At 73.7% G+C, this 17,804-nt stretch carries 12 protein-coding genes; 9 read left to right on the top strand and 3 right to left on the bottom strand.

The features are described from left to right. Window positions 1–2: 2 nt before the first annotated feature. The 7 genes from ACGFYV_RS10320 to ACGFYV_RS10290 are packed head-to-tail and all read left to right on the top strand — an operon-like array spanning window position 3 to window position 12,368. Window positions 3–338: a hypothetical protein gene (locus tag ACGFYV_RS10320; RefSeq protein WP_393877928.1), complete on the top strand. Its 336-nt coding sequence runs from the start codon at window positions 3–5 to the stop codon at window positions 336–338. After that, on the top strand, window positions 335–721 hold the full coding sequence (locus ACGFYV_RS10315; RefSeq protein WP_393877927.1) for a GPW/gp25 family protein: 387 nt from the start codon (window positions 335–337) through the stop codon (window positions 719–721). Before ACGFYV_RS10320 ends, ACGFYV_RS10315 begins: the two co-directional genes overlap by 4 nt. Further along, window positions 718–3,870 (top strand): putative baseplate assembly protein, encoded by a 3,153-nt coding sequence (locus ACGFYV_RS10310; protein WP_393877926.1) that lies wholly within the window; start codon window positions 718–720, stop codon window positions 3,868–3,870. Before ACGFYV_RS10315 ends, ACGFYV_RS10310 begins: the two co-directional genes overlap by 4 nt. Continuing rightward, window positions 3,867–7,658, top strand: a complete 3,792-nt coding sequence (locus ACGFYV_RS10305; RefSeq protein WP_393877925.1) for a putative baseplate assembly protein — start codon at window positions 3,867–3,869, stop codon at window positions 7,656–7,658. The genes ACGFYV_RS10310 and ACGFYV_RS10305 overlap by 4 nt, the downstream gene beginning before the upstream one ends. Then, window positions 7,658–9,862 (top strand): hypothetical protein, encoded by a 2,205-nt coding sequence (locus ACGFYV_RS10300; RefSeq protein WP_393877924.1) that lies wholly within the window; start codon window positions 7,658–7,660, stop codon window positions 9,860–9,862. The genes ACGFYV_RS10305 and ACGFYV_RS10300 overlap by 1 nt, the downstream gene beginning before the upstream one ends. A 53-nt stretch (window positions 9,863–9,915) precedes the next feature. Beyond that, window positions 9,916–11,469, top strand: coding sequence for a DUF6519 domain-containing protein (locus tag ACGFYV_RS10295; RefSeq protein ID WP_393877923.1), 1,554 nt, complete (start codon window positions 9,916–9,918; stop codon window positions 11,467–11,469). Further along, window positions 11,469–12,368, top strand: coding sequence for a peptidoglycan-binding protein (locus ACGFYV_RS10290; RefSeq protein WP_393877922.1), 900 nt, complete (start codon window positions 11,469–11,471; stop codon window positions 12,366–12,368). The genes ACGFYV_RS10295 and ACGFYV_RS10290 overlap by 1 nt, the downstream gene beginning before the upstream one ends. Before the next feature lie 125 nt (window positions 12,369–12,493). On the opposite strand, the gene ACGFYV_RS10285 is transcribed toward ACGFYV_RS10290, so the two are convergent. Beyond that, a complete protein-coding gene (locus ACGFYV_RS10285; protein WP_393877921.1) occupies window positions 12,494–12,889 on the bottom strand; it encodes a DUF5997 family protein in 396 nt (131 codons plus the stop codon). A 58-nt stretch (window positions 12,890–12,947) separates the two neighbouring features. Here ACGFYV_RS10285 and ACGFYV_RS10280 point away from each other — a divergent pair, with 58 nt between their 5' ends. After that, window positions 12,948–13,805 carry a LysR family substrate-binding domain-containing protein gene (locus ACGFYV_RS10280; protein WP_393877920.1) on the top strand — a complete coding sequence of 286 codons (858 nt, stop codon included), beginning with the start codon at window positions 12,948–12,950 and terminating at the stop codon, window positions 13,803–13,805. 56 nt (window positions 13,806–13,861) lie between these two features. Here the strand turns inward: ACGFYV_RS10280 and ACGFYV_RS10275 are convergent, their stop codons facing one another. Together ACGFYV_RS10275 and ACGFYV_RS10270 are read right to left on the bottom strand one after the other, a co-directional pair. Continuing rightward, window positions 13,862–15,328 carry an MFS transporter gene (locus ACGFYV_RS10275; protein WP_393877919.1) on the bottom strand — a complete coding sequence of 489 codons (1,467 nt, stop codon included), beginning with the start codon at window positions 15,326–15,328 and terminating at the stop codon, window positions 13,862–13,864. Between the two features lie 129 nt (window positions 15,329–15,457). Then, entirely contained in the window at window positions 15,458–15,934 is a 477-nt protein-coding gene (locus tag ACGFYV_RS10270; RefSeq protein ID WP_393877918.1) for an Lrp/AsnC family transcriptional regulator, read from the bottom strand. Between the two features lie 276 nt (window positions 15,935–16,210). Here ACGFYV_RS10270 and ACGFYV_RS10265 point away from each other — a divergent pair, with 276 nt between their 5' ends. Next, complete coding sequence (locus tag ACGFYV_RS10265; RefSeq protein ID WP_393877917.1) at window positions 16,211–17,701, top strand: FUSC family protein; 1,491 nt, start codon at window positions 16,211–16,213, stop codon at window positions 17,699–17,701. Window positions 17,702–17,804: the final 103 nt, after the last annotated feature.

Genomic DNA, 17,804 nt, shown 5'->3' with positions numbered 1-17,804 from the left:
ACTTGTCCGGAAGCCTGTTGGACGCGGGCACCGTCATCGGCTGCCCGCACGGCGGCCGTGTCCTGCCCGTCGCCACACCGTCCGGTGGCCTGCGGATCGCGGGCGCCGCCGTCGCGACGACGGCGCAGACGTATGTCGTCACCGGCTGCCCGCACACCGTCGCCGGCGTGCCCTCGCCGTGCGTCTCGGTCCGCTGGACCTCCGTGGACAGCGGTGTGAGCGTCGACGGCGCGTCCGTGCTGCTCGACACCTGCGCCGCCGAATGCTTCAGCGCGGCCCTCGTCCCGCAGGGACCGCCCCTCGTCCAGGCCGCGCAGCGAAAGGTCACCGTCCGATGAGTCCGACCGGCGGGCGAGCCCGCACCGACATCGCCTTCCCCTTCCACGCCGACCGCCGCGGACGCACCGCGCACGCCGGGCGGGGCGAGCACGTCCACGACCTGATCGAGCAGCTGCTGTTCACCAGCCCCGGCGAACGCGTGATGCGCCCCGACTTCGGCTGTGGACTGCTCGACCTGGTCTTCGCGCCGAACACGCCCGAACTGGTCAGCACCCTCGAACTCTCCGTCCAGGCCGCCCTGCAGCGCTGGCTCGGCGACCTGGTCGAGGTCGTGTCCCTCGACATCGAGAGCGGCGACGACGTCGTACGCGTCCAGCTGGCGTACCTCGTGCGCGCGACCGGCGCCGTCCGTGAGGACGTCTTCGAGGGGAGGGCGGCATGAGCGCGGGCACCGCCCGGCGCGCCAAGGTACGCGCCGCCCAGCTGAACGGCGTCGACGCCGTCGAGGTGAGCGACGACGGGCTCCAGCTCACCGTCACCTTCCTGGGCAAGGCCCCGCACGGCCTCGGCCCCGAGAACGTCCGCATCGACGGCGGCCGGCGCATCACCGGCATCACCGCCGTCGACGTCAGCGTGGAACGCGAGGAGGACCCGGAGCTGGACGACCGGCTCTACGTCACCCTCGACCGGGCCGGCGACACCTCCCGCTACACGCTGTCGCTCGTGGAGGCCGACCCGTACGGCAGGCCCGGCACGGAGCCGTACCGCGGCTTCGACCAGCGCTATGTCGGTGCGGGCTTCGCCTTCCGGCCCGACTGCCCGACCCCCTTCGACTGCGAGGGCGACCAGGAGCGGACACCGGACTTCCCGTCCGCGCCCGTCATCGACTACACCGCCCGCGACTACGACACCATCCGCAAGCTGCTCCTGGACCGGCTGGCGCTCACCACCCCCGACTGGGTGGAGCGCAACCCCGCCGACCTGGGCGTCACCCTCGTCGAACTGCTCGCGTACACCGGCGACCAGATCAGCTACCAGCAGGACGCGGTCGCCACCGAGGCCTACCTCGACACCGCGCGGCGCCGCGTCTCGGTGCGCCGGCACGTGAGGCTCATCGACTACGCGATGCACGACGGAACCAACGCCCGCGCCTACGTCACCGTCGAGACCGCCGGCGACCACACCCTGGCCCCGGGCACCTTCCGCTTCGCCTCGGTCGACGTCCGGTCGCTGGACCCGCACGACAGCCCCGAGCCCGGCACCGTCATCGACGAGAACGACCTCGGCGACCTGGACGAGCGCGGCTCCGTGGAGGTCTTCGAACCGGTCGTCGTCGCCGACCCGTTGCGGCTGCGGGTCGCGCACAACGCGATCCGGCTGTGGACCTGGGGCGGCGAGGTGCGCGCCCTGCCCAAGGGGGCCACCGCGGCGAGTCTGCGCGACGAGTGGGCGGACCCGGAGACCTGCCGGGAACGCCGGCTGGACCTGCGGCCCGGAGACGTCCTGGTCCTGGAGGAGGTCAAGGGCCCGCGCGGCGGCACCCCCGGCGACGCCGACCCCGCGCACCGCCAGGCCGTACGCCTGACCTCCGTCACGCCCGGCCTGGACCGCATCGAGGACCAGCCGGTCCTGGAGGTCACCTGGGCCGCCGAGGACGCCCTGCGCTTCCCGTTCTGCCTCGCCACCCGCGGCGGTCGCGACTGTCTGCCCGTCGAGGACGTCACCCTCGCCCGCGGCAACGCCGTCCTCGTCGACCACGGCCGTTCCGGACTCCACGAGACGGTCACCGTGCCACCGGTGCCCGCCGTCGTGGCTTCCTGCGACCCGCGGGACTTCGGCTGCGACGACCGCCGGGACGGCAACGCGCCCGCGCGGCTCGTCAACTCCCTCACCGACAAGGCGGAGACCGGGCAGGCGCTCGTTCCCGACGACGTCCGCGAGCTGTTCGACGTCGTGGGGGAGCGGGCCACCACACGCGCGGGGCTCGGCCTGGAGCGGGCCGGACAGCGGCACGAACGTGTCGTGCCCGGCACCGCGTACGCACAGGCCGCCGCCCTGCGCACCCTGCTCGCGCAGTCCGTCTACCCCGGCATACGGCCCCGCTTCCGTCCCGTCCTCGGCCGGACCCCGGTCACGCAGGCTGTGCCGTTCCCCGACCCGGCCACGATCGCCGCCGGGCAGGCCGAACGCATCGCCGTCATCCCCGAGCAGGCCCGGCAGCGGCTCGTGGAACTGTGGCGCAGCGCCCGCGACCGGGACGGGCTCCGCGACGAGGAGATCGCCGAACTCACCGCGATCTTCGGCCTGAAGGTCCTGGAACGGCTGGAACTGCGCGTCCACCCGGTCCGCGCCCTGCGTGAACTCCTGCACCGCGGTGACGAGTTGCTCGACGCCAAGCTGCGCCGGGTGGAGATCCTCGCCGCGCGGGCCCGCGCCGGCACGGTCCTCGACGGGCACATCGCCTGGGAGATCGCGCACAGTTGGGGCCCGGCCTACGCGACCGGACTCCACCCCGAGGAGCCCGTCCTGCGCGGTCCGGCCGCCGCCGCTCTCGCCCAGGACCCGCGCCGAGCCCTGCCCGCCGTACGCCTCCACGACGGCGACCGGGTCTGGGAGCCGCGCCGCGACCTGCTCGACAGCGCCGCCCGCGACCCGCACGTCGTCGGCGAGCTGGAGGACGACGGACGGCTCGCCCTGCGCTTCGGCGACGGACGCCACGGCGCGCGGCCGGTGCCCGGCAGCCGCCTCGCGGTGCGCTACCGGCTCGGCGGCGGCACCGCGGGCAACGTCGGTGCCGAGGCCATCAACCACCTCGTCGTCGCGGCGGGAGCGTCCGGCGAGCCCGGTGGGTCCGGCGAGCCCGGCGAGTCCGGTGGGCCCGGTGACCTGGTACCGGCCGTCACCGTCCGCAACCCGCTGCCCGCCGTCGGCGGCACCGAGCCCGAACCCATCGACCAGGTAAGGCAGTTGGCCCCGCTGGACCTGCGCCGCACCCGGCTGCGTGCCGTCACCGCCGAGGACTACGCGGCCCTCGCCTCCGCACTGCCCGGAGTGCAGCGGGCCGCCGCCGAGATCCGCTGGACCGGCAGCGCCCAGGAGGCGCACATCGCGATCGACGCCTACGGCAGCGGCATGCCGTCGCAGGCACTGCTCGCCTCGGTGACGCAGGCCCTGGAGGCGTACCGGCGCATCGGCCACGACCTGGTCGTCGGCCCCGCCCGTCCGGTGCCGCTCGACATCGCGCTCACCGTCTGCGCCCGGCCCGGTCACCAGCACGGGCAGATCCTGGCCGAGCTGTACCGCGTCCTGGGCACCGGCCGGCTGTCCGGCGGAGCGCTCGGCTTCTTCCACCCGGACGCCCTGAGCTTCGGCGAACCGGTGCGGCTCAGCCGCCTCGTCGCCGTCGCGGCAGCCGTCCCCGGGGTGGAGAGCGTCGAGGTCACGCGGCTGCGGCGGCTGTTCGAACAGGACCGAGGAGAGAGGGAGGACGGCGTGCTGCGGCTCGGCCCGCTGGAGATCGCCACCTGCGACAACGACCCGGACCGGCCGGAGAACGGACGGCTGGAGATAGCCCTCGGAGGTGCCCGATGACCCCGCTGACCCCGCCCTGTTCCTGCGCAGGCGCGTGCGGCGGCCACGACGAGCGCCTCGCCCCGCCCCCGCTCCACAACCCGCCAGGCCGCACGGCCCTCGACTACCGCGTCGGCGAGTACGGCTCCTTCCTCGCCGCCCTCCTCGACCGGCTGGCCGCGCCCGCCTACCCGGCCCTCGACAGGCTGACCGTGCGCACCCCGGACGATCCGGCCGTCGGCCTGCTCGACGCCGCCGCCGTCCTCGGCGACCTGCTCACCTTCCACTCCGAGCGGATCGCCGACGAGGCCTATCTGCGCACGGCCGACGACTACCGCTCCCTGGTGCTGCTCGGCCGGCTCGTGGGACACCGGCCCCGCCCCGGCGTGGCGGCCGGCACCCACCTGGCGTACACCCTCGAACGCGACCCGCGCGCCGAGACCCTGCCGGTGACCATCCCGCGCGGCGCCCGCAGCCACAGCGTGCCCGCCTCCGCCGACGAGCAGTCCCTCACCTTCGAGACCGCCCGAGACCTCACCGCACGCTGGGACTGGAACGAGCTGACGGTACGGCGCCGCAGGCCCTCCCTGCTCACGCCCGAGGACCTCGACCGCCGCTCCGCCCTGTTCGTGGAGGGCACGGCGAACTCCCTGCAGACCGGCGACCAGCTCCTCTTCGTCTTCGGCGAACAGGCCGGAGGGCAGCGGAAGTTGCTGCCCGTGGCCGGCGTCCGGATCGACCGGGACGAGGAGATCACCGCGATCTCGCTGCCCAGGTCGGCCCCGCCCACGCTCAAGGAACTGGTGGACGAGGTGCGCCGGTGGACCGCGCTGCCGGCCGCCCCGGGCGAGCCCGGCGAGGAGCCGCCCACACCGCAGGTGCCCAACCCGCGCCCGGTCAGCCGGCTGATCGAGACCTTCGACGACCAGGTCCTCGCCCCGCTGCGGACGGGCCTGGACGGCGTCACGTCGCCGGGGAGCCTCGCCGCCCTGCTCGGCGAGCCCGTCGCCCGGCTGCGCGAGGCCGAGGTGCTGGCCGAACCGTACGAGGACGTGGCCGCCTGGTTCGAGCAGCTGGAGGCGATCCTCGCGGAACTCGCCGAACGCGCCCAGGAGTTGGCCCCGTCCCAGCCCGTCGAGGACACCACCGCCGACACCACCGTCAAGAACGCGCAAGCCATGGCCGGGTCCGGCACCAAATCACACCCCCTCCCCGACGCCCGGACGGCCGCCCTCCAAGCGCTGGGCAACGTCCTCCCCGCCCTGCGCGCCGCCACCCCCGCCCCCTCGGCGGGAACCCGCGGCCGGCGCCCCGGCAGTGACACCGCCCGCCTGCTGTCCGCCCTCAACCCCGGCCTCGGCAGCCTCTACCCGGCCTGGCGGACGGCCACCGCGCCCGGCAGCCCGCAACTGCTGCGCGAACTGCTCGCGTTGCGCGTGACGGCGGCCCCCTTCGGCGCCACCGCACCGCTCAAGCCCGTCCAGGACGCGAACGGCCGGGTCATCCGCACCGCCGACTGGCCGCTGACGGGCGCGGTGCTGGCGAGCATGCGCGTCGTGTACGACCCCGCCGGGAAGGTGCCGGTACGGGCGGAGTTCCAGTACGTCGAGGGCAGCAGCAGCGACCAGCGCGCCGAGAACCTGCCCGTCGCCCAGCAACTCACCTTCACCCTCGGCCCCGGCCAGGTCGATCTGTCCACCCGCGCCCCCCAGGACCGCGACCTGAACTGGCTCCGGAGCCGGCCGGCCACCGCGGCCGGGGAACCGGGCGTCACCGCCCGACTCCACGCGGGCCTGCCCGAACGCAGCCTGTTCGTGTCCCGCCCGGACGACGACGGCCAGGTGCACATCGGCGTCCACAACGGCACCCCGCACGCGGTCTCCCTGCGGCCGGGCGGCACCGAGCAGTTCACCCACGGCGAGTACGAGGTGAGCGTCCGTTACACGACGGGCAGCACCGAACCCAACGTCGAGATCGTCATCGCCGCCAAGCCGGAACCCGTCAACCGCCGCGTCCTGCAGCTGGACAGCGTCAACGACGGCATCACCGTGGGTAGCTGGGTCGCCGTGCAGCGTCCCGCGAAGGGCACGTCCGTACGCGGCGACGCCGCACTGGCCTTCGTCACCACCCAGGTCGTGGCCGCCCGCACGGCGGTGTACTCCAACTACGGCATCACCGGGCGCGGAACCGAACTCACCCTCGCCGACCCGTGGCTGGACGAGTTCGACGTCCTGCTCTCCCACATCCGCGACACCACCGTGCACGCGGCGGGCGAGCCGCTGCGTCCGGCCGACGAGCCGCTCGGCGAGGACGTCCACGGCAACGTGATCGAACTCGCCGAGCTGTACGACGGGTTGCGGCCCGGACGCACCCTCGTCGTGAGCGGCGAACGCACCGACGTGCCGGGCGCGGCAGGGGTCACCGCCACCGAGGTGGTCACCATCGCCGCCGCCGACCCGGCCGTCGACCCCGGGATCCCCGACGACCACGTCCATACCCGGCTGACCCTCACCGCCGACCTCGCCCACCGCTACCGGCGCTCCAGTGTCCGTGTCCTCGGCAACGTCGTCGAGGCCACCCACGGCGAGAGCCGCGAGGAGGCCATCGGCAGCGGCGACTCCGACCGCGTCAACCAGACCTTCGCGCTCTGGCAGTCCCCGCTGACCTGGCTCGCCGCGGACAACCCCCTGGGCGCCACACCCGTCCTGGAGATCCGCGTCGACGGCGTCCTGTGGCACGCGGTCGACAGCCTCGCCGGACGCGGCCCGACCGAGCGCGTGTACATCACCGGCACCGCCTCCGACGGCCGTACCACCGTCACGTTCGGCGACGGCATCCACGGCGCCCGGCTGCCCAGCGGTCACGAGAACGTCCGCGCCCGCTACCGCTTCGGCACCGGCAAGGCCGCCGACGTCCCCGCCGACCGCGTCACCCAGCCCCTCACCCGCCCCCTCGGCGTCACCACGGTCACCAACCCGCGCCCGGCGACCGGCGGCGCCGACGCCGACGGGCCCGGCCTCACCCGCCGCACGATCCCCCTCGCGGTCTCCGCCCTGGACCGGCTGGTGTCCGAGCCCGACTACGAGGACTTCGCCCGCTCCCGCGCCGGCATCGGCCGGGCCGCCGCACGCGAACTCTTCGACGGACGGCGGCGGGTGCTGCACGTGACGGTCGCCGGGACCGACGACGTACCGCTCGCCGAGGACAACCTGAGGCCGCTCGGGGCCGCACTGACCGAGTACGGCGACCCGAACCTGCCGGTCCGCGTGGACGCGCGTGAACTCGTCCTGCTGCTGATCGCGGCGAAGGTGAAGGTCGCCCCCGACCACGCCTGGGAGATCGTCGAACCCCGGGTGCGCCAGGCCCTGCTGGCCCGGCTCGGCTACGAGGGACGCGAGCTGGGGCAGCCCGCCCGCCTCTCCGAGGTCCTCGCCACCGCCCAGTCCGTGGCCGGCGTGGACTACGTGGACGTCGACGTCTTCACCGGTGTCCCCGCCTCCGCCACCCCGGAACAGCTCGCCGCACTCCTCACCGGACCCGGCACCCCCGGCGCGTCCGTCCCCGCGCACCCGGCGGCCTACGAGGAGAGGACCCACACGGTCGGCGGCGAGGGCGAGACCCTGACGTCCGTCTGCGCCTGCTACGGCCTTCCGCTCGCCGAACTCCTGCGCCTGAACCCCGACATCACCGACACCCGGCGCCTGGACCCGGGCCGGACGGTGTTCGTCTTCCGCGGCATCCGCCCGGCCCAGCTCACCATGCTGTCGGCGCGGGCCGCGGACACCCTGATACTCACGGAGGTCAAGTGATGGCCGCGAAGCCGACGGACGTCGAACGGGAGACGCCGGCTCCGGTACCGCCCCGGGACCCTGACGGGCTCGCCGAGCTGCTGCCCCGCTGGCACCTGCTGCGCGACGCCGAGGAGGGCGAGCCGCTGCGCGCGCTGCTCGCGGTGATCGCCGAGCAGCTCGACCGGGTCCGCGACGGCGTCCAGCAGGGCTACGAGGACCTGTTCGTGGAGACGGCCGCGCCCTGGGTACTGCCGTACCTCGGCGACCTGGTCGGCTACCGCACCCTGCCGGGCTACGAGCGGGTCCTCACCACCGGCCTGCACGGCGGCGGCCGCGAGGAACTCGCCGAGGCCATCGCCCCGCGCGCCGACGTGGCGGCGACGGTCGCCCACCGGCGCCGCAAGGGCACCCTGCACCTCCTGGAGGAGCTGTCCGAGCAGGTGGCGCAGTGGCCGGCGCGCGCCGTCGAGCTGTCCCGGCACGTGGCCCACACCCAGCCGGTGAAGCTGTACGGCACCGGCACCGGCACCGGCACCGGCACCGGCGGCCGGCGCGGGGACCGCGGCCGACTGCTCGACCTGCGGGACGGCTCGGCGCTCGCCGTCGCGGGCGGTCCCTTCGAGGAGACGGCCCGGACCGTCGACGTGCGCCGCGCCGACTCCGGGAGGAAGCAGGGCGGTTGGACGCCCGCCGGGGTCGGCCTCTTCGTGTGGCGGCTGAAGCCGTACGCGCTCACGTCCTCCCCGGCCTACTGCATCGACCGCGCCCGCAACCTGTACACCTTCTCCATCCTGGGCAACGACACCCCGCTGGTCACCAAGCCCGTCCCGGAGCCCTCACCCGCCCACATCGCGGCCGTCGACAACGTGCCGGCGTTCATCACCCGCCGCCTGCTGCACGACCGGCTCGCCGACTACTACGGCCCCGGCAAGAGCCTCGTCGTCCGGCGCGACGGCGAGGACCAGCCCGTCCCGCCCGCCGACATCGTCGTCGCCGACCTGTCCGACTGGCGCTACCGCCCGAGGCGCGGACAGGTCGCCGTCGACCCCGAGCTGGGCCGGATCGCGTTCGGCTCCCGCTCGGCGCCCCGGCAGGGCGTGTGGGTGGACTACCACCACGCCTTCGGCGCCGACATGGGCGGCGGCGAGTACGAGCGCCCCGACCGTGGCCATCGGCCGGACGCCGACTTCTACCGGGTCGGCCCCGGGCAGCCGTACCAGCGGATCATGGACGCCTACCGTGCCTGGCAGGACGGGCGGAGCCCGGAGCGCACCGGCATCATCGAGATCACCCACAGCGGCGCCTACCAGGAGCAGCTGGACTTCGACCTCGACCCCGGCGACCGTCTCGAACTGCGCGCCGCCGAGGGGACCCGGCCGGTGATCCGGCTGCTGGACTGGTACAGCAACCGCCCCGACGCCCTCAACATCCGTGCGGTGCACGCGGATTGCGCCCCGCACGAGCGGCCCCGGGTGGTCCTGGACGGACTCCTCGTCGCCGGGCGCGGCATCAACGTCACCGGCCCGATGGGCGCGGTCGTCGTACGGCACTCGACGCTCGTGCCCGGCTGGTCGCTGGAACCCGAGTGCGAGCCGCACTCGCCGGAAGAGCCCAGCATCGTCCTGGACCGCACCACCGCCTGCCTCCAGATCGAGCACAGCATCCTCGGCACCATCGAGGTCATCGGCGACGAAGTGAGCGAGGACCCCCTCGACATCCATCTGCGCGACAGCATCCTGGACGCCACCGGCGACGACCGCGAGGCCCTCTCCGCCCCGGACTGCCGGCACGCCCACGCCGTCCTGCACCTGCACCGCACCACGGTCATCGGCGAAGTGCACACGCACGCGGTGCGCATCGCCGAGAACTCGGTCCTCACCGGCAGGCTCCACGTGGCCCGGCGCGGCATCGGCTGCGTGCGCCACTGCTACGTCCCGCCCGGCTCGCGCACCCCGCGCCGCCACCGCTGCCAACCCGATCTCGTCGGCCCCGAACAGGCGGAGCGGGTACGGCCGTTGTTCGTATCCGAGCGCTACGGCACGCCCTGGTACGGCCAGTTGGCTGACCGGTGTGCCGAGGAGATCCGGCGCGGCGCCGACGACGGAGCCGAACTCGGCGCCTTCCACGACCTGTACAGGCCGCAGCGGGAGGACGGACTCAGGGCGCGGCTCGCCGAGTACACACCGGCGGGCACGGACGCCGGGATCTTCTTCGTGACGTGAGCAGTGCCGCCGTACGACCACCCGCAGACTTCCGAACCAGGGGGACCCCCTTCATGCACGCCGATCTCTCCCGCTCCACCTTCCGCCCGGAGCGGCACTACTCCGCGGTCGTCGCCCAGCAGGGCCGCGTCCAGCTCGACGCGGACCTCAACGAACAGGCCGCGATCCAGCTCCACCTGGCCCGCACGCTCGCCGCCGACCTGATCGGACCGCACGGCGGGCCCGGCGGACCCGGCCGTCCGACCGGCTTCCACATCGACTACGTCGGCGGCAAGCAGGACATCGACACCCTGACCATCTCGCCCGGCCGCTACTACGTCGACGGCATCCTGTGCGACGCGACCCGCCCGGCGCCCGGCACACCGGTGCCGCACGACGGCACCGAGGAGCCGCCGGCCCCCGAGGCGGACACCGCCTGGGACTACTGGACCCAGCCGGACGCCTTCCGCGACCCGGAGCGCGACCAGTTGCCCTCGCCCGCCCGGTCGCCGTTCGTCGTCTACCTCAAGGTGTGGGAGCGGGCGGTGTCCGCCGCCGAGGACCCGGCGCTGCGCGAGGTCGCCCTCGGTGCCGCGCTGCCCGACACCGCCGTCCGCTCCAAGGTCGTCTGGCAGGTGCTGCCGCTGACCCTGTCCGAGCTGGACATCGAGGAGTCCGACCCGTCCGTGGACACGGTCCGCGGAAAGTTCGACACCTGGGCGGGCAAGCAGGCGGCGCCCGCCGGGCGACTGGCCGCCCGCAGCGAGCGGCCCGAACACGCCGACGAGGACCCCTGCCTGGTACGCCCCGACGCCCGCTACCGGGGCCCGGAGAACCAGCTCTACCGGGTCGAGGTCCACGCGGGCGGCGCGGCCGGGCAAGCCACGTTCAAGTGGTCACGGGAGAACGGCTCCGTGGTCTTCCCGGTCGACGAACTCGACGGCACCTGGGTGCAGTTGGCCACCCTCGGCCTCGACGACAAGCTCGACCTCGACGTCGACGACCTCGTCGAGTTCACCGACACCGCCTACGCCTCCCGCCTCGAACCGCTGCCCCTGCCGCGGGTGGAGGAACTGGACCTGCCGGGCCGCCGGGTCCGCCTGTCCGCCGAGCCGGACCCGCGGGTCGGACGGCTGCCCCACCTGCACCCCTTCCTGCGCCGCTGGGACCACCACGAGGCGCCCCGGCGCAAGGGCCGTACCACCGCACTGAAGGGCGGCGCCGTCCCGCTCACCGAGGGCGAATGGCTGACGCTGGAGGACGGCGTCGAGGTGTACTTCGCCAAGAACGGCAGCTACCGCACCGGCGACCACTGGCTGATCCCCGCCCGCACGGCCACCGGCAGTGTCGAGTGGCCGACCGACGCGGCGCGCCGCCCGCTGCTCCAGGCGCCGGCCGGCATCGCCCGGCACTTCGCGCCGCTGGCCCTGATCAAGGGCGAGGGCGGCTCCGTCGACCTGAGGCTCTCCTTCGGCCCGTTGGCCACGGACGTCAAGCCGGCCGACCAGGGGACCCTGGACGCGGAGGCACTCGCGGCGCGCGAGGAGCAGGCGGCCGAGGCCGCCCCCTCCGGCGGCCGCTCGCAGACCACGGCGGCGGCGGAGGCCGCCGCGGAAGGAGACGAGTGATGGCACAGCCGATGACCGCGTCACAGCTGCTGGAAGTGCTGCGCGCCGAGGGTGTCACCGTCCACGAGGTGCGCGACTGGCGCCACCACAACCGCAACACCAAGGGCCCCTGGGGTCCGGTCAACGGCGTGATGATCCATCACACCGTCACCTCGGGAACCGAGAACTCCGTGAACATCTGCTACAACGGCTACTCCGGCCTGCCCGGCCCGCTGTGCCACGGCGTCATCGACAAGCAGGGCCACGTCCACCTCGTCGGCAACGGCCGCGCCAACCACGCGGGCCTCGGTGACAGCGACGTCCTGCGCGCGGTGGTCGACGAGACGGCACTGCCGCACGACAACCAGGCCGACGTCGACGGCAACCGGCACTTCTACGGCTTCGAGTGCATCAACCTCGGCGACGGCAAGGACCCCTGGCCCGAGGCGCAGAAGGAGGCCATCGAGAAGGTCTCCGCCGCGATCTGCCGGCACCACGGCTGGTCGGAGCGCTCCGTCATCGGGCACAAGGAGTGGCAGCCGGGCAAGCAGGACCCGCGCGGCTTCACCATGGACGGCATGCGGGGGCGCATCGCCGACCGGCTGGCACACAAGGGCGGCGGCACGGGACCGGGCAAGCCGACGGACCCCAAGCCCGTGCCCAAGCCGAAGTACGCGCCGTTCCCGGGCAGCGGCTTCTTCCACATCGGGCAGCGGTCACCGCTCATCACCGCCATGGGGCGCCGGCTGGTCGCCGAGGGCTGCGGGCACTACGAGGAGGGGCCGAGCCCCGAGTGGACCGAGGCCGACCGCAAGTCCTACGCCGCCTGGCAGCACAAGCTGGGCTTCAAGGGCAAGGAGGCGGACGGCGTCCCCGGCCGCACGAGCTGGGACAGCCTGAAGGTGCCGTCGGACAGCTGAACCGGGGGAGGCCGCAGAGCCCAACCGGGGGACAACCGGGAGAGGAACAGGGGATCGGGAGGCGGGGCGGGGGACCGGGAGGAGGTGCGGGGGACCGGGCGTCAGGCGCGCCCGGCGTCCTTCTCCTACCTCTCCTGCCGCTCCTGCTTCTCCTTCTTCATGTTCTTGATCCGTACGGATTCCTTGCGGACCTCGGCCTGGGTGGCGCGCTCCTTCTCCAGCCACTCGGGCCGCTCCTGCTTGAGCGCCTCGATCTGCTCGGAGGTCAGCGCCTCGGAGACCCCGCCACGGGCCAGGCCCGCGATGGACACACCCAGCTTGGCGGCGACCACCGGACGCGGGTGCGGGCCGTTCTCCCGCAGCTCGCGCAGCCACTCGGGCGGATTCGCCTGCAGCTCGTTCAGCTCGGCACGCGAGACGACACCCTCCTGGAAGGCGGCGGGGGTGGCGGGGAGGTACACACCCAGCTTCTTCGCCGCGGTCGCGGGCTTCATCGTCTGGCTGCTCTGCTGCGAACTCATGAGGTCAAGGGTATCGGCCGCGTGCGGGACGTCCGACCACGGCCGGTAACCTGGCCTGGTGACAGACTCGCAGGAATCACCGTCGTTCCGGCTCGCGTACGTTCCCGGAGTGACGCCCGCCAAGTGGGTGCGGATCTGGAACGAGCGCCGGCCCGACATCCCGCTCGCCCTTCTCCAGGTACCGGTCGGCGAGGCGCCTGACGTGCTGCGCGCGGGCGAGGCGGACGCCGGGCTCCTGCGTCTGCCGGTCGACCGTACGTTCTTCAGCGCGATCCCCCTCTACACCGAGGCCACGGTGGTCGTCGTCCCGAAGGACCACGTGATCACGGCGGCCGAGGAGGTGACCCTCGCCGACCTCGCCGACGAGGTGCTCTTCCATCCGCTGGACGACGTCTTCGCCTGGGACAGCCCGCCCGGCGAGCCCGCCTTCGAGCGCCCCGCCACGACCCCGGACGCCATCGAACTGGTCGCGGCGAACGTCGGTCTCCTGCTGGTCCCCCAGTCCCTGGCCCGGCTGTACCACCGCAAGGACCTCACCTACCGCACCGTCACCGACGCCCCCCAGTCCGGCGTGGCCCTGTCCTGGCCGGAGGAGGCCACCACCGACCTGGTGGAGGACTTCATCGGCATCGTCCGGGGCCGCACGGTGAACAGCACGCGCGGCCGTACGGCGCAGAAGGACGAGAAGGACCAGAAGGACCGTAAGGACCAGAAGGACCGTAAGGACCAGAAGGACCGTAAGGACCAGAAGAAGCCGGGAACGGCCAAGGCGACGGGCGGAAAGCCGACAGGCGGCAAGTCGACGAGCGGTAAGCCGTCGGGCTCCAGGTCGGCAGGCAGTGGTGGCGGCCGGGGCCGCGCGGGCACGGGAAGCGGCAAGCCGGCCAAGCGGGGGAAGCCGCGCCGGAGGTCGTGACAGACGACGTGGCAGGAGTCCTGAGAGGCGTCGCGAGGGGACTCGCGTAGGAGGTCTCAGCCCTGTCGGACCGGTGCCCCAGGCTGCTCCGGTTCGGGATGCAGCCGGCGTTCACGCAGGTCGGCGACCGCCAGGCACAGGGCGATCAGGATGATCCCGATGGCCGTGAGCAACCCGAGCTGCAGGGCTGTGGTGGGGCTGCCGTGGTTGGCGAGGTGGGCGAAGTACACCGCGCCCACGACGGCGATGCCCGCCGCGGAGCCGATGCGCTGGGCCGTCACCATGACACCGCCGGCCGCCCCGGCCCGCCGTACGGGAACACGGGTGAGGGTCAGTGTGGTGTTCGGGGAGATGGACACGCCGGAACCGACTCCCGCGACGAGCAGCGGCAGCGCGGCGGCCAGGGCCGCGCCCTGACCCGGCACCGCCCGCACGGCCACGACGACCGCGAGCAGGCCCACCGCCACCGCGGCCAGACCGACGATCACCAGCCTGCGTCCGTGCCGGACGACCAGCCGTCCGCCCATGGCCGCGCCGACCGCCGAACCGACGGCGAAGGGCAGCGAGGACAGTCCGGCCGCGAGCGCGCCGTAGCCCAGGCCGTTCTGCAGGAACAGCGTGTAGACGAAGAACACCGCGGTGAAGCCCGCGAAGTACACCAGGTTCAGCAGCACGCCGAGCGAGAAGGACCGCAGGGAGAACAGGGCCAGGTCCACCAGCGGGGCCCGCCCGCGCCGCCCCTGGTGCCGCTCCCACGCCCAGAACGCCACCAGCAGCAGGGCCGCCAACGGCATCAGCGCCCACTTCTCCCGACCGGTCCACTGCTGCTCCTGCACCAGCGGCAGCATCAGCGCGAGCACGGCCGCACCGAGGAGCAGGACGCCGGGCAGGTCCATGCTCTCCCGCCCGCCCGGTGACACCGGGGTGCGCGGCAGCAGCCGCAGCGCCGCGCAGAACGCGGCCACGCCGATGGGCAGGTTGACGTAGAACACCCAGCGCCAGCCGTCCTCGACACCGAACGCCTGGATCAGCAGGCCGCCCGCCGGCGGGCCGAGCGCCGTCGAGATGCCGACGACGCTGCCCAGCATGCCGAACGCGCGGGCCCGCTCGGCGCCCTGGAACAGCTGCTGGATCAGCCCGGTCGTCTGCGAGGCGACCAGGCCCGACGCCGCGCCCTGCACCAGCCGGTACAGCACCAGCCACCCGGCGCCGGGCGCCAGCCCGCACGCGGCCGAGGACAGCGTGAACAGGGCGAGCCCGAGCAGGAAGGCCGTGCGCCGCCCGCGCATGTCACCGAACCGGCCCGCGGGGACGAGCGCGAGCCCGAAGGTGAGGGCGTATCCGGAGACCACCCACGACACGTCGGCGGCATCGGCGCCGAGCCCGCGTTCCATCGAGGGCAGCGCCACGTTCACGATCGAACTGTCGAGGAGCGTCATGAAGCCGCCCGTCAGACACACCGCGAGGGCTTTCCAGCGACGCGGGTCGACTGCGGCGGCCGGACGCGTCTCGACTGTAGTCATGCGATCACGCTATGCAGTCATCGTGTCGCGCGCATTCCGGGAGAGGCCGGGGCCGACCCGTGCGAGGCCCCCGTGTGCGTGTGTCGGCCGCATTCGCGTGCCCGCGTCAGCGGCGTCCGGGTGTGCGTGTCAGCCGCGTGCCGCCCGGCCCACCGACTCCACCAGCGGCAGCAGCCGGTGCGGGACCCGCTCCCGCAGGACCACCTCGGTCCGGGTGCGCACCACGCCCGGCACGCTGATCAGCTTCTGGATGACGTCCTCCAGATGGGCGTTGTCCCGCCCCACCACCCGGGCCAGCAGGTCGCCGCTCCCCGTGATCGAGAACGCCTCGACGATCTCCGGTACGGCGGCCAGCGCGTCCCCGACGTCGTCGAGATGGCCCTGCGTGACCTCGATGTGCACGAACGCCAGCACCGGGTGACCGAGCGCGGCGGGGGAGAGCGAGGGGCCCGTACCGGTGATGACGCCGTCCCGCTCCATGCGGTCCAGGCGGGCCTGGAGCGTGCCGCGGGCGACGCCGAGGACACGGGCGTACTCGCGCACGCTGGTGCGGGGCTGCTCCAGCAGCAGTCGCAGGATGCGGGTGTCGAGTTCGTCCACGGCCATGGTGCTCCGGCCTCCTCGCGCCGTTCGATCACCGCCGACTGTACCAATGGCTCAGGCCATCGCCTGCCGCACATGCCACGCGACCTGGTCCGTTGGCTCGTCCCGGCCTTACCGAACTCCGCATTTGGTGCGCCAATGGCTCAGTGAATCAGGAGGCAGTTGAGCCACCGGGCCCTGTGGTGCTGTCATGGGGACGTCGATGGCGCTGCGGACCCCCGCGGTGCCTTTTTTCGTGTGAGCGGCCATGTGTGAACGGCCATGAAGGGGGCGGCAGCTGTGCTGAAGAGGGTGTTCATGGCGCCGGACCCGGGGCGGGTACGCCTGCGCTTCGCCGTGCGCGCCGTGCTCGGCACCGGTCTGGCCGTCGTCGTGTGCGGGCTCGCGGGGCACTCTCTCGTCGGCGCCGTCGCCGGAGGCCTCGCCGCGATGCTCGCCCTGTTCACCGTCACTGACCCCACCGTGCGCGGACAGGCGGTCACCACGGCCCTGCTGCCCGTCGTCGGCGTGCCCGTGCTCGCCGTGGCGGCCGAGCTGCACGCCCACCCCGTGGCCCGGGACCTGACGTTCCTCGCCGTGGTCGGCGCCGGCGTCTACGCACGCCGCTGGGGCCCGCGCGGGCACAGCCTCGGCGTGTTCGCCTTCATGACCTTCTTCGTGGCCCAGTTCCTGCACGCCACCCCCGGACAGCTGCCCGAGCTGTACGCCGCCGTCCTGCTGTCCGTGCTCAGCGCGGCGACGGTGCGCTTCGGCCTGTGGTGCTACGAACGCCGTCTGCCCCCGGTCGCCGTACCTCCGGCGCCCGGCGGCTCGGGACTGGCCCGGGTGACCACCCGGCAGGCGGTCCAGGCGGTCGCCGGCTCCGGATTCGCGCTGGTCGTGGGGCAGCTGGTGCCCGGGCAGCGCTGGTACTGGGCCGTCGGCGCCACCTGGTGGGTCTTCGTGAACACCGCCTCGCGCGGCGAGACGCTGGTGCGCGGCTTCCGGCGGGTCCTCGGCACCGTCATCGGCATCGCCGTGGGCTTCCTCGTCGCGGTGCCGGTGCACGGAGCGCCCGTCCCCACCGCCGTCCTCGTCGCGGTCGCCGTCTTCGGCATCTTCTACACGGCCGCCCTCTCGTACACGTGGATGATGCTCTGGGTGACCGTCCTCGCCGAGTCGCTGTACGGCCTCCTCGGCGTCCTCAGCCCCGGCCTGCTGGCCCTGCGTGCCGCCGAGACCGCCGTCGGTGCCCTCGGAGCCGTCCTCGCCGTGCTGTTCGTGCTGCCCGTCAGCACCCACGCCGCCACCCACGCCTGGATCCAGCGCGCCCTGCGCTGCGTCCACGCCTGCACCGCCGAGGCCGCCGCACGCCTCGCCGGATCGCCCACGGCCGACCCCGCGCCACGCGTGGCCGAACTGGAGCAGCTGCTCGGCCGGGTCCGGCTCTCGGTCGCGCCGCTGGTCCACCCGCTCAACCCGATGCTCGGCCGCAAGCGCCGCGCCCGCCGCGTGCTCGCCCTCCTCGACGACTGCGCCCGCGAGATCCGGGGCCTGGTCGCCGTCGCCGCCGACCCCGAGGCCTCCCACGACGCCCGCCTGGCCGCGGCCTGCTGGCGCGTGGAGGCCGCGGTGGAGGCGCTCACCGAGGGCGGCTCCGAGCATGTCCACCGGCCCGCCGAGGCCCCCGCCGAACCCGCCCTGGCCCATCTGCACGGCCTGGAGCGCGCCCTCGCCGACCTGGCCGAACCACTGCGCGCCCCGACCGGATCGCCGCTGGTCGGCGCCTGAGGACCACCGCCGGACGCGGGCGGACACCCACGCGTCCCCCATATGGTCTAGACCGAAGGTGACCGACTGCTACCGTCGGCACTGGCTCGGACCGAGAGGGGAC

This window comes from Streptomyces sp. NPDC048297 (assembly GCF_043201585.1).
Classification (GTDB): Bacteria; Actinomycetota; Actinomycetes; order Streptomycetales; family Streptomycetaceae; genus Streptomyces.
The sequence above is the reverse complement of the archived record's forward strand: the minus strand, read 5'-3'. Positions and strand labels throughout refer to the sequence as shown.